At 68.5% G+C, this 11,778-nt stretch carries 7 protein-coding genes, 1 pseudogene and 1 riboswitch; of the genes and pseudogenes, 2 read left to right on the plus strand and 6 right to left on the minus strand.

Going from position 1 to position 11,778, the window contains the following annotated elements; all coding sequences use genetic code 11:
• Positions 1–11: 11 nt before the first annotated feature.
• Genes solA through FRAQA3DRAFT_RS02315 form a run of 5 tightly spaced genes read right to left on the minus strand, consistent with a single transcriptional unit; the run spans position 12 to position 6,631 of the window.
• Positions 12–1,142 carry an N-methyl-L-tryptophan oxidase gene (gene solA / locus FRAQA3DRAFT_RS02295; protein ID WP_009737449.1) on the minus strand — a complete coding sequence of 377 codons (1,131 nt, stop codon included), beginning with the start codon at positions 1,140–1,142 and terminating at the stop codon, positions 12–14.
• A complete protein-coding gene (locus FRAQA3DRAFT_RS02300) occupies positions 1,139–2,950 on the minus strand; it encodes an ABC transporter ATP-binding protein (protein ID WP_009737450.1) in 1,812 nt (603 codons plus the stop codon). The genes solA and FRAQA3DRAFT_RS02300 overlap by 4 nt, the downstream gene beginning before the upstream one ends.
• The gene (locus tag FRAQA3DRAFT_RS02305; protein WP_009737451.1) at positions 2,947–3,885 is read right to left on the minus strand and encodes an ABC transporter permease; all 939 of its coding nucleotides are present in this window, start codon (positions 3,883–3,885) and stop codon (positions 2,947–2,949) included. Before FRAQA3DRAFT_RS02305 ends, FRAQA3DRAFT_RS02300 begins: the two co-directional genes overlap by 4 nt.
• Positions 3,882–4,970, minus strand: coding sequence for an ABC transporter permease (locus FRAQA3DRAFT_RS02310; RefSeq protein ID WP_009737452.1), 1,089 nt, complete (start codon positions 4,968–4,970; stop codon positions 3,882–3,884). Before FRAQA3DRAFT_RS02310 ends, FRAQA3DRAFT_RS02305 begins: the two co-directional genes overlap by 4 nt.
• Entirely contained in the window at positions 4,967–6,631 is a 1,665-nt protein-coding gene (locus FRAQA3DRAFT_RS02315; protein ID WP_009737453.1) for an ABC transporter substrate-binding protein, read from the minus strand. Before FRAQA3DRAFT_RS02315 ends, FRAQA3DRAFT_RS02310 begins: the two co-directional genes overlap by 4 nt.
• A gap of 655 nt (positions 6,632–7,286) precedes the next feature.
• Positions 7,287–7,399: riboswitch (SAM riboswitch) on the minus strand.
• A gap of 132 nt (positions 7,400–7,531) precedes the next feature.
• Here FRAQA3DRAFT_RS02315 and FRAQA3DRAFT_RS02320 point away from each other — a divergent pair.
• Both FRAQA3DRAFT_RS02320 and FRAQA3DRAFT_RS32005 read left to right on the plus strand, forming a co-directional pair.
• Entirely contained in the window at positions 7,532–7,996 is a 465-nt protein-coding gene (locus FRAQA3DRAFT_RS02320; protein WP_009737454.1) for a flavodoxin family protein, read from the plus strand.
• A gap of 185 nt (positions 7,997–8,181) precedes the next feature.
• A pseudogene (locus tag FRAQA3DRAFT_RS32005) lies at positions 8,182–9,570 on the plus strand (IS701 family transposase).
• 47 nt (positions 9,571–9,617) lie between these two features.
• Here FRAQA3DRAFT_RS32005 and FRAQA3DRAFT_RS32295 read toward each other — a convergent pair.
• Positions 9,618–11,444 carry a Shedu anti-phage system protein SduA domain-containing protein gene (locus FRAQA3DRAFT_RS32295; RefSeq protein WP_009737455.1) on the minus strand — a complete coding sequence of 609 codons (1,827 nt, stop codon included), beginning with the start codon at positions 11,442–11,444 and terminating at the stop codon, positions 9,618–9,620.
• Positions 11,445–11,778: the final 334 nt, after the last annotated feature.

The following is an 11,778-nucleotide window of genomic DNA, read 5'->3' on the forward strand; positions in this document are numbered from 1 at the left end:
TTTCTGGCGGGTCAGCGGGTGGAGGCGAAGCGGGGATCGGGACGGGTGCCGGCGACGGCCAGGTCCGCGAGGATGCGGCCGATGGCGGGCACGAACTTGAAACCGTGGCCGGAGAATCCCGCCGCCACGACCACCGGGCCGTGTCGGTCCAGGACGAAGTGTGAGTCCGGGGTTGTCGTGTAGGTGCAGCTGATCGGGGCGAAGTGGTCCGGGTCCACACCGGGGATCCAGCGCCGTACGTACTCCCGCAGCGCCGCGAGCTGGGCCGGCACCGCCGCGAAGTCCCGCCGGTCCGGGTCGACCACCGGCCCGACCCCGTGGAAGCCGACCTTGACGCCCTCGCCGGGGGTCTCCAGCCCGTAGACACCGCCGTGGAAGGCGATGGCCTCCTCGGTCCCGGCCGTCAGCAGGTGCCCGAAGCTGGGCCAGCGGTCCTGATCGGCCGCCGTGGGCAGGACGACCGGGGCGAAGTGCGCCGGCTGCTCCTGGGTGACCCGCAGGGCCGGCAGCGGCACGAGGCCGCCGAGCAGCTTCTCCGTCCAGGCCCCCGCGGCGACCACGACGCGGCGGGCGAGGTAGCGGTCGTCGTCGGTGTGGACCTCGACGGCGTCGTCCCCCCGCACCGCAAGCGATCGCACCGGCACCTCGTGCCGGACCACGGCGCCGTGCTTGACGGCGCTGTCCTGCAACGCGGTGACGGCGTTGTCGGCGTGCAGCCGCCCGGAGTCCGGGTGGACCAGCACCCGGGTGTCGAAGCGCAGGCCGGGCCAGCGCCGCGCGGCCTGGCGCGGCGTCAACCACTGCGACGCCACGCCGGCCGCGGCGGTGGCATCGGCCACCAGGTCCAACGCGGGGTCGCCGCCGTGCTCCACCCCGCCGGTGACGGTGAGCAGCTCGGTGCCGGTGAGATCCTCCAGCTCCCGCCACAGCACCCTGGCCTGCTGGGCGAGGCGGATGTAGCCGAGGTCCGGGTAGGCGAGCCGGAAGATCCGGGAAGCGCCGTGGGAGGCCCCCCGGACGTGCCCGGCCGCGAACCGTTCCAGCAGCACGACGTCGACGCCGCGGCGGGCCAGCTGCCAGGCCGCCGCCGACCCCATCGCCCCGCCGCCGAGCACGACGACGTCGACCTTGAGGGCGGTCATGCCACCGCTCCTTCACTTTCTGTCACTGTTGCCGGCCGTGGCTCGACGCGGGGGCGCAGCGCGGCGCCGTCCAGGGTCGGCACCGCGGCGAGCAGGCCGCGGGTGTAGTCGTGCCGCGGTTCGGAGAAGATCCGCTCGACGTCGCCGGCCTCGACGATCCGGCCGTCCTTCATGACCAGCACCCGGTCGCTGACGTGGTAGATCACGCCGAGGTGGTGGGAGATGAACACGTAGGCGATGCCGAGCCGGGCCTGGAGATCGGCGAGCAGGTCGAGGATCTGGGCCTGGATGGAGACGTCGAGGGCCGAGACCGGCTCGTCGCAGACGATGACGCGAGGCCGGGGGGCCAGTGCCCGGGCGATCGCCACCCGCTGGCGCTGCCCGCCGGAGAGCTGGCGCGGTCGCCGGTCCAGCACGTCGCGCCCCAGCCCGACCTGGTCGAGCAGCTCCAGCACCCGGCTGCGACGCTCGGCGCGGGAGACCCGGGCCACGGCCAGCGGCTCAGCGATGATCTTCCGGACCGGGTAGCGCGGATCGAACGAGCTGAGCGGATCCTGGTAGATCACCTGGATGTGCTGGCGCAGCCGCGCACCGGTCCGCGCATCGATCTCACCCCAGGCGGTGCCGTCGACCTCGACCGAGCCGGAGTCCGCCCGTTCCAGGTCCAGCAGCAGCCGGGCGGTCGTGCTCTTGCCGGAACCGGACTCGCCGACGATGCCGAGCGTCTCCCCGGCCCGCAGCTCCAACGACACGTCGTCCACGGCGGTCAGGGTGCGGCGCCCGTCCAGGGCGAACGTCTTGACCAGGTTGCGCGCCGCCAGCACGACCTCGTCGCCGACCACCGCCCGGGGCTGCGCGACCGGGCCACCGGGCTGCGGCGACAGTCGGGTGCCGCGGGCGTGCGCGACCGGCACGGCGGCGAGGAGCTGGCGGGTGTAGGGGTGCTGCGGGTCGTCGAGCACCTGCCGGGTCGGGCCGTGCTCGACGAAGACTCCGTCCTTCATGACGAAGACGTGGTCGGCGACCTGGGACACCACGGCCAGGTCGTGGCTGATGAGCAGCAGCGCCGTCCCGGCCCGCCGGCGCGCGGCGAGCATCTCGAGGATCTGGGCCTGCACCGTGACGTCCAGCGCGGTCGTCGGCTCGTCGGCGATGAGCAGCGCCGGGTCGGCCGCGATCGCCGAGGCGATCAGGGCCCGCTGCCGCAGCCCGCCCGAGAGCTGATGCGGGTACTGGCCCGCGCGGGCCTCCGGCTCCGGCACGCCGACCTCCCGCAACAGCTCGACCACCCGCGCGTCGACCTCGGCACGAGGGACCACCCGATGGGCCCGCAGCGTCTCGGCGATCTCGGCGCCGACCCGGCGGGCCGGGTCGAGTGAGACGAGCGCGTCCTGCAGGACGAAGCCGATGCGCCGGCCGCGCAGGGAACGCCACCGGCGTTCGGGCAGCGCCCGGGCGTCCGTGCCGTCGATGACCAGACGGTCGGCCCGCACCTCGGCTCCGCGTCCCGCCAGTCCGACGAGGCTGCGGGCGGTGACGCTCTTCCCCGAGCCCGACTCCCCGACGACGGCGATGCTCTGTCCGGTGTCGATCCGCAACGACACGCCGCGCACGGCGTCCACCGCGCGCCGGCCCAGCCGAAACCGCACGTGCAGGTTCGCCACGTCGACGAGGGTTCGGGGCTCGCCGGGCCGAACCGCCGGGTCCAGCGACGCCGTGCCGCTGTCGGTCGCCGTGCCGCTGTCGGTCGCCGTGCCGCTGTCGGTCGTCGCGCGGCTGTCGGTCGTCGTGCCGCTGTCGGACGTCATCGCGTGTTCCGGCCTTCGAGTCGTGCCTGCAGGAACTGTCCGGCGACCGTGATGGCCAGGACGGCGAGCGTGATCGCGATCCCGGGGAAGATCGCGGGCCACCAGGCGACCGAGAAGTAGGTGCGGCTGCTGGACAGCATCGCGCCCCACTCGGCGGTGGGCGGCTGCGGGCCGAGTCCGAGGAAGCTCAGGGTGGAGCCGAGGCTGATCGCCCCGCCCACGTTGATCGTGGCCAGGATCAGGACCGGACCCAACGCGTTCGGGACCAGGTGTCGGATGATCACCTGCCGCTTCGGCCAGCCGAGCGCCCGCGCCGCCTCCAGATAGACCGAGGCGCGGATGCGCATCACCTCGCCGCGGACCACCCGGGCGAAGCCCGGGGTGAAGATGAGGCTCAGACCGATGATCGAGTTGCGGGTGCCGGGGCCGAGCATGGCGATGACCAGGAGCGCGAGCAGCAACCCCGGTATGCTCAGGAACACGCTCAGCAGCCAGTCCGTCACCGCGCCGAGCACGCGGCCGCCCTGCGCCGCTGTGACACCGACCGCCGCTCCCACCACGAGCGCGAGCGCCGATGCGCTCAGCCCGATCCAGAGGGACAGCCGGGTGCCGTGGACGATCCGGGCGAAGATGTCCCGGCCGTTCTGATCCGTGCCCAGCAGGTGACCGGAGCCCGGGCCCCGCAACGTCTGCGAGATGTCGGCGGCGTTCGGATCGGTGCCGGTGAACAGCTGCGGCCAGAACGAGGCCAGGAGCAACACCAGGAGGAAGGCGAAGCTCAGGACCACCCCCGGCCGCGACACGCGCAGCCCGGACCAGCGTCCACGGGTCGGGGCCGGGGCCGGGGTCGGGGCCGGGGCCGGGGACCCGGCCGGCGGCCCCGGTGATGCGCCGCCGGGCGGGAGCCCGGTCGGATCGACCGGCGTGACGGTCATCGGTCGCCCTTCTGGTCAGCCCCGGTCGCGGAGACGGACGGGCTCGTTGTCGAGGTGATGCTGGCGGCGGCCGCGTTCGCCGGCCCGGAGGTGGTCGGGGCGGCGGGACGCAGCCGGGGGTCCAGCAGCGGGTAGACGGCGTCGATGATCAGGTTGATGACGACGTAGAACGCCGCCGCGATGAGCGCGACCCCGGAGACGAGCGGAAAGTCCCGGCGGCCGAGTCCGCCGACCGTCAGCGTCCCGAGCCCCTGCCGGGAGAACACGTTCTCGATCACGATCGCGCCGCCCAGGAACGCGCCCGCGAGCCACCCGGCGATGGTGATGGCCGGCATCAGGGCGTGTCGCAGGGCGTGGCGGACCAGCACGGCTGTCTCCCGGATGCCGCGGCTGCGGGCGGTCGTCACGAACGGCTCGTCGAGCGCGCGCTCCAGACCGTCTCGCAGCACCTGAGCGAGGGTCCCGCCCGGGGCCACGGCCAGGGCGATCGCCGGTAGCACCAGTCCCCGCAAGCTGTTCGAGCCGATGGCCGGGAACCAGTGGAGCTGGAAGGAGAAGACGGTGAGCAGCAGGATGGCGAACCAGAACGCCGGCACGGAGACGCCGACGATCTCCAGGAAGGCGAACGGGCCGCGGATCCAGCGGGGCCGGTTGGCGGTCAGCAGCGCCACCACGATCGCCCCGACCAGCGCGAGCACGACGCCGGCGGCCATCAGCTCGAACGACGGCGCAAGCTGGTCGCCGATGGCGGTCGTGACGTCCATCCCCTGGTTGTAGGAATGGCCGAGATCGCCGCGCAGCAGGTGCCCGAGGTAGTCGAAGTACTGGACCAGCCAGGGCTTGTCCAGGGCGTAGTCGGAGATGATCTGCGCCCTGATCTCGGGGGAGACGGCCGCCTGCCCGATGATCGCGTCGATGATGCCGCCGGACTTCAGGTGCAGGGCCGCGAAGGTGACGGTGACCGCACCCCAGAGCACACCCACCGCGTACCCGACCCGCCGCAGGACGGCGAGCCCGATCGAGCGGGCGGAGGAGGCCGCACGGCCCCCTCCGCGCCGCTCGTCCGCCGCGAGGGCGATGGTCACTTGCTCGTCCAGGCGTCGTAGAACAGCGGGAACGCCTGCGGCTCGAACCGCAGCCCCTGCACCTTCGTGCTCGACCCGAGGACGTAGTTGAACACGTAGATCGGGAACACCGCGGCGGCCGAGGTGATCCGCTGCTGTGCGTCGCCGTAGAGCGCGGCCTGCTTCGTCAGGTCGGTGGTGCCCAGCGCGTCGGTGAAGTCCTTGTCGAGAGCCGGGTCGGACAGCCGCGAGCCGTTGGTGCCGAAGCCGTCCTTCGGGATGTTCGCGCTGCCGAACAGGGTGCGCAGCGCGTCGGGCGAGGCACGCTGCCAGCTGAAGTCGATGAGGTCGTAGTTACCGGCCGCGACGTCCTTGATGTACGAGGTGTACTCGGGGTTCGTGGTCTTGACCTCGATGCCGATCTGCTTCGCCGCGGCCTGGACCTGGTCGGCGACGACGTCGCGCTGTTCCCGGGCGAACTGCTTGAGGAAGGGATGGACGACGGTGAGCCGCTTGCCGTCCTTGGTGCGGTAGCCCTGCGCGTCCCGACCCGTCCAGCCGGCCTGGTCGAGCAGCTGGTTCGCCTTGGCGGCGTCGTAGCGGTAGGCGGATTCGATCGACGTGTCGTAGCCGACCGTCGCCGGGGACAGCGGGCCCTTGCCGGGCGGGAAGACGCCGAAGTACAGCTTGTCGACGATCGTCGCCCAGTCGATGCCCGCCCGGAACGCCTCCCGGACCTTGACGTCCGCGAAGGGCCCCTTGGCGGTGTTCGGGTAGTAGTTGTAGTTGCCGCCCGGCGCGGCCGCGGTCTGGATCCGGAATCCCGGCGTCGACTTGAGCTGCGCCACGTTCACCGGCGGGACGCTCGCGATCGCGTCGATCTGCCCGCTGGTCAGCGCGCCGTACCGGGAGGAGTCCTCGGGGAGGCTGCGGATCGACAACGTGTCGAGGTAGGCCGGGCCGGTGTGCTTGGCGTTCTTCGGCGCCCAGTTGTACTTCGCGTTCCGGACGTAGTCGATGCCCTTGCCCTTGACGTAGCCGCCCGAGCTGATGAAGGGACCGCTGCCGACGATCTTGGAGCAGAGTTCGGACGGCGGCTTGGTCAACGTGCTCGGCGCCTCGATGCCCAGGTACGCCGTGGCCAGCGAGGGCAGGAACGCCGAGTTCGGCGCGCTGAAGTGAACCTCGACGTGGGTCGGGTCCTTCACCGTGGTGCCGGTGTAGGTCGCGATGGTGCCGGCCGCCAGCTGCGACTTGGTCGCCGGGGCGACGATGTGGTCGAGGTTGGCCTTGACGGCCGCGCCGTCGAACTTCTCGCCGTTGCTGAAGGTGACGTCGTCGCGCAGGACGAACGAGTACGTCTTCTGGTCCGGCGAGACGGTCCAGCTCGTGGCGAGCCAGGGGGAGATCGTGCCGTCGTCGCTCAGGGCCACGAGCGAGTCGACGATCGACCGGGCGAAGAACCCGTCGACGTCGGCCGGGCTCTGGTGCGGGTCGAGGCAGGTGCCGTCGGAGTTGATCGCGAACGTCAACGTCCCGCCACGAACCGGGGTGCCGGCCGCGCCGGCAGAGCTGCCCGTGGAGCCGCCACTGGAGCCGCAGGCCGCGAGCGCGAGCGCTGCGGACGCGGCGGCGAGCGTCAGCGAGACTCGCTTGCTGACGCCGAAGACGTTGCTGGACATCGGGTTTCCGTTCTCCTGATCGAGTGGTCGACGGGGTTGGGGTTGGTCGTGGCGGCGCGTCGCAGGACGGAGCCGCGTTGGGTGGACGCAGCCGCGTGAGGTGGACGGAGCCGCGTTGGGTGGACGGAGCCGCGTTGGGTGGACGGAGCCGCGTTGGGGGGACGGAGCCGCGTGGTCGACGCGATCGGAACCGGCCCGACGGCCCGACGGCGCTTTGCTGCCGCGATCGGAATCGGGATTGCGGCCGGCCCGCCGGATGAGCCAACCGGCCGCGTGCGGCGGACCCGCCGCACGCGGCCGGAGCGGCCGGTCCGGGCAGGACCTGAGCGAAGCCGCCGCACGCCCGAACCCGGGCAGCCTCGTCCGGGCACTCAGCCGACGGACGGCGACAGTCGGGTCAACTCGGGTGGGTGGGGCAGCGCGACCGCCGGGGGTCGACCGGCAGTGGTGTCAGGCCGGCGAACAGAGACAGCTGGATGAACGACGCAGGTCGATCGACAGGCGGCGGGTAAGCCGTACCTGTGGTGACCGGTGGGCCGGCGGCGCGGGCACGGTGGTCGTGCCCGGGCCAGGACCCGCGGTCGCGGAGCGGCCACCTGCGTGGCGAGTCGCTCCCAGCATGTCGTTGCTCCCTCGGCCGAGGCCCAGGAGTCCGGGCCCGCGCGTTGCCGCATCCGCTGGATGCGGCCGTGTCCTCACCCGGGGCACCCCTTCGCGGTGGAGGGTTGCCGGCCAACAAGCCGGGGCTGGACGTTGGCACTCGTGACAGTTGTGATCTTCGGTCAGCCGGCTGACCTGGACGAACGTAGCCCGTCATGTCGACTTTGTCTAGACGAAAAGTTGGGAATTCGGTGGTGGCGGCGGTCCGTCAGAGCCTGGTCGCCGCCGAGGGGTCGTAGCATGGCCGCGATGCCGACCCTCTTGATCGTCCACCACACGCCCTCGCCTTCCCTGCAAGCGATGCTGGAGTCAGTGCTGGCCGGCGCCAGGGACGAGATGATCGAGGGAGTGGATGTTCGGGTGCGGCCGGCGCTGGCCGCAACGCCGGTCGATGTACTCGCCGCCGACGGCTACCTGCTGGGGACGCCCGCCAACATCGGCTACATGTCAGGGGCTTTGAAACACTTCTTCGACCAGATCTACTATCCCGTGCTTGAGGCGACCGTCGGCCGGCCGTATGCGCTGTACGTCCATGGCAACAGCGACACGACCGGCGCGATCCGCGGCGTCGAGACCATCGCCACCGGGCTGAAGTGGAAGCGCCTGCGCGACCCGCTGTCGATCGTCGGCGAGGTGGACGTTGCTGCGCGCGAGGCCTGCTGGGAGCTCGGGGCAGCGGTCGCGGCCAGCCTGATGCCCGCGTGATCTAGTACTACAGCCCCAGTGATCGCCGTGTGGTCTCTTATCCCGGATGCGGCGTGGTGTGAGGTGTGGGGCGGCCACCGTGGGTTTCTACGTAGTTTGTGAGAAAAGACGAAGATGCCGCGTAGTTTGTGAGAACAGACGAAGATGCCGCGGTGGCCGCGGCTCGCAGCATATCCGGGGTGGACGTGTCGGTGTGGGAGGCGGGTTTGGAGGAGCTGTTCGGCCGGGTGGCGGGCTGTTTCCGGTCTGAGCAGCCGCGGGCGCAGGTGCGGGCCTAGGTGGCCGGGTTGTTGTCTCGGACGGAACGGAAGAACGGGTGGACACTGGCGGAGTTCACCCGCGAGTCCGGGCCGCAGAAGATGCAGCGTTTGTTGAACGAGTACGCCTGGAACGCCGACGCGGTGCGTGACGTCGTTGCCCGGTAGGTGGTGGAGAACCTGGCCGAGGCGGACGGGGTCCTCGTGGTGGACGCGACCGGCTTCGTCAAGAAGGGAACCTCGTCGGCCGGGGTGCAGCGGCAGTACAGCGGCACCGCGGGCCGTGTCGAGAACCGTCAGCTCGGAGTGTTCGCCGCCTACGTCTCCGGGAAAGGACGGGCGTTCGTCGACCGGGAACTGTATCTTCCCGCGAGCTGGACCGAGGACCGGGCGCGGTGCGCGGCAGCGGGCGTGCCGGCCAGGGTCGGGTTCGCGACCAAGCCGCTGCTGGCCCTGGACATGATCCGCCGGTTCTGGGTGACGCACCGGGAGCTCGGCCGGGTCGCCGGCGACGAGGCGTAAGGCGTGGACCCCGAGCTCCGTGACTGGCTGGAAGAACACCGGATCGGCTATGTTCTGGCCGTCAAGAAGGACACCCCTGTGTCCACGGCCGTCGGCCGTTGCAGCGTCGACGTCCTCGCCGCGAAGGTTCCCGCCCGGGCCTGGGAGACATATTCCTGCGCCGATGGTTCGAAAGGACCACGGCTGTATGACTGGGCGCTGGTGGACACGATCGACCTCGCCGGGCCGGACAACCGTCCCCAGCAGGTCCTGATCCGGCGCGCACACAGCGGTAAAAGAGAACTCGCGTTCTTCATCACCCATAGCCCGCGGCCGGTCCCGCTCGTCACTCTCGTCACCGTCGCAGGACGCCGCTGGGGAATCGAGGCATGTTTCCAGGCAGGGAAGAACGAGGTCGGCCTCGACCACTATCAGGTTCGGCTCTACCACGCCTGGTACCGGCATATCACGTTGGCGATGCTCGCCCACGCCTGGCTGGCCGTCACTGCGCGGAGAAACCGCGAGGAAAACCCGCCTGCCGTCCCACCGACGATGACCGCGGTGGGATACCAGCGCTTTCCTGGCGGCCTCCCGATCGCCGAGCAGGCCGAAATGGGCAGAACCATGATGGCCCCGCTCACCCTCAACGAGATCTGTCACGTCATTACCCTGTTCGGGCAGGTCGCCGTCCCGCCGGCCGTGATCACCTGGTGGTCGGACTGGCGTCGCGGCCACCAGGCACGCGCCCGCTTCTACCACTTCCAGACCCGGATCCGGGCCGCTCAGTGGACCGCAAGGCCGGCAGCGGCCGCATAAAGATCACTGTGACTGTAGTACTAGGCGGCATCTGTGAGCGCCACTGACTATTTGGGCGTCTCTGCTTCGAATTTCAGTGCTCGTTCTGCAGCGTCCAGGAGATCCAAATAGGTGACGACCTGGATTCGACTGAGGTGCGAGTTATATGTTCGAAGAGTCTGGTCAACCTTCTCCTTCTTTGCAATTTCACTGGCGAGCCGTGGATGCCCGATGACGACAGTAGCCCGTACGCGTCTGAGATCATAGTCGAGCTCTTTCTCGTCGCGGTAGTGTGTTCTCAGTGAAGTCGCCCATTCGTCCAGGGACCGCAGATAGTTTTCACACTGGCTGACCGCCTCGTGTACTTCGCTAGTGGCGATATAGTGATTGCGATACTTTTTAATGATTTTCGCGCTAGGTTGTTTAAGTTCGACTATGTGAAGACTGCCGTCCGCGCAGATAAGTGGAATGTCGTACTGATCGAGAGGTACCATACTGCGTAGCTCGGCAATACCAATGTACTGACCTCCGAAAAGCCAGTGGTGACGCCCAATCTCTCTCTGCAGGGCCGACTCGGTGGTTTTATAACTCATGACCATTGTGTGTAATCTGGCAACAATTTCGCGCCGCCTCTGGATGACGGCCGCTTCAACCGCAGACAAGCCTGCCGGGGTCGAAGATATTCCGGACATTACCGCGCTAAAGTCGTCTCGCCCGGCCAGTTTCTGGCCAAGCTCGGTCGCGCTCAGCGACTCCACGGGGTCTTTAGCTGCCGAGCGGCGAACCCGTTGAATAAACTTCTTCCGCAGCGCTTTGTCTGTCGCCTCGTTCCATTCCTCGGTTGGTTCGTCTTCGGGGATGGAGTCGTAATCAATAGTATACTCGCGAAAAAGCAACCAACATCCGTAGATACCGGAGATGAGGTCTTCGAGAAGGTCGAGGGCCGGACGCTTTGGATCGAGCGGGGTCAAGTATCGAGTGACAGGTCCATGGTCCTCATTCGAACCGTTCTCAGTGGGTTCAAAACCGTAGAGACGGGCGAAATCATTGGCATGGTCCTGAGCTGCGTTCGCAATCGTCGTCGGGTCCGGAACGATGCCGCTGGCAAGCTCGAGAGCGCCGGCGATCAAGTCGAGGACAACTTCCTCTGGTTTCTCTCCGTGTGCAATCCTCCTCAGGACGAGCGTTGGCGTCACGTCGGCGATAGCCTCAATGTTGTCGGCCTCCATGACGACCAGGTAGGGTTCGCCACCCCAGACCTTGGCAGTGACGGTGGCTGCTGCGTGGAGCCACCGCGCCGCGGCCACGGCAGCGGCAGTAGGATCTACCTCAGTGAACAGTCTGTCGTCGCCGTATGGATTATCGCGAAGTATTGCCTCGGCCGCCGCAATCTGCTCTGGCGACGCATGTGATCTGGTCAGAGCGACAGCCTGCTTTGCTCGTCCGCTGAGGTCACCGTGCTCTGCCTGGGTAATTGATTCGAACTCTGCACGTACATCCGCGACAATGTACTGCGTGAACTTCGCACTCCCTATCTTGTACAAAGCTCTTCCTACTCGATGCGCTGCCTCCTCGAGGAAAACGTAGGATTGAACAATCATGCCACCGGATGGAAGATTAGGTCTCTCCATCGCTCCCAGGACGATTGTGGCTGTCTCGTCTTCGTCGCGCCGGCCTTCAGCGCCGGAGCGAGAGTCCACATCTTCTTCTGTGGGCTGTGTGTATCTTCGCCAGAGTGTCGCGGAGAGGAAAGTCAAGGTCTCCGCGAGGTGAAGAAGGTCTCGTCCCTGAGCGCCGCCTGGCGCAGAGGCAATGGTTCTTGTCGTTTCACCGAAACCGGTCGGCCATGAGATAAGCAAGGTGCCCTTTTTAAGATCCACAGAATACCGGCTCACGATAGCCTCCGTTCCACGGAGGGGAGCTTAGCAAGAGTGCATGGCGAGGCTGGGCTCGATACGCTCTCGTCTGTCTTTGGTCCCCCAGTTGGTGGACGCGTTCCGTGATCAGTGTGACCCTTGCGCCTCGAGTCTCCGCTGATGGCTGTCTGAACCGGCGGGCCCGGCCGCCCTATCTGTCGGCACGACCAGACCATCCGTTTTGCCTACAGCGAGATCATCCAGCGCAACCCGGACGGCATCCCGTACCTGGCGCCCGAACTGGTCCTGCTGTTCAAGGCCAAGCACGCCTGCCCCAACCCTATCCGTCAAGATGAGATGAGTCAGGTGATGC

Source organism: Frankia sp. QA3 (assembly GCF_000262465.1).
GTDB lineage: Bacteria > Actinomycetota > Actinomycetes > Frankiales > Frankiaceae > Frankia.

Coding starts and splice junctions, on each gene's coding strand:
- solA (WP_009737449.1), bottom strand. CDS start 1,142: ATGACCGCCCTCAAGGTCGACGTCGTCGTGCTCGGCGGCGGGGCGATG.
- FRAQA3DRAFT_RS02300 (WP_009737450.1), bottom strand. CDS start 2,950: ATGACGTCCGACAGCGGCACGACGACCGACAGCCGCGCGACGACCGAC.
- FRAQA3DRAFT_RS02305 (WP_009737451.1), bottom strand. CDS start 3,885: ATGACCGTCACGCCGGTCGATCCGACCGGGCTCCCGCCCGGCGGCGCA.
- FRAQA3DRAFT_RS02315 (WP_009737453.1), bottom strand. CDS start 6,631: ATGTCCAGCAACGTCTTCGGCGTCAGCAAGCGAGTCTCGCTGACGCTC.
- FRAQA3DRAFT_RS02320 (WP_009737454.1), top strand. CDS start 7,532: ATGGCCGCGATGCCGACCCTCTTGATCGTCCACCACACGCCCTCGCCT.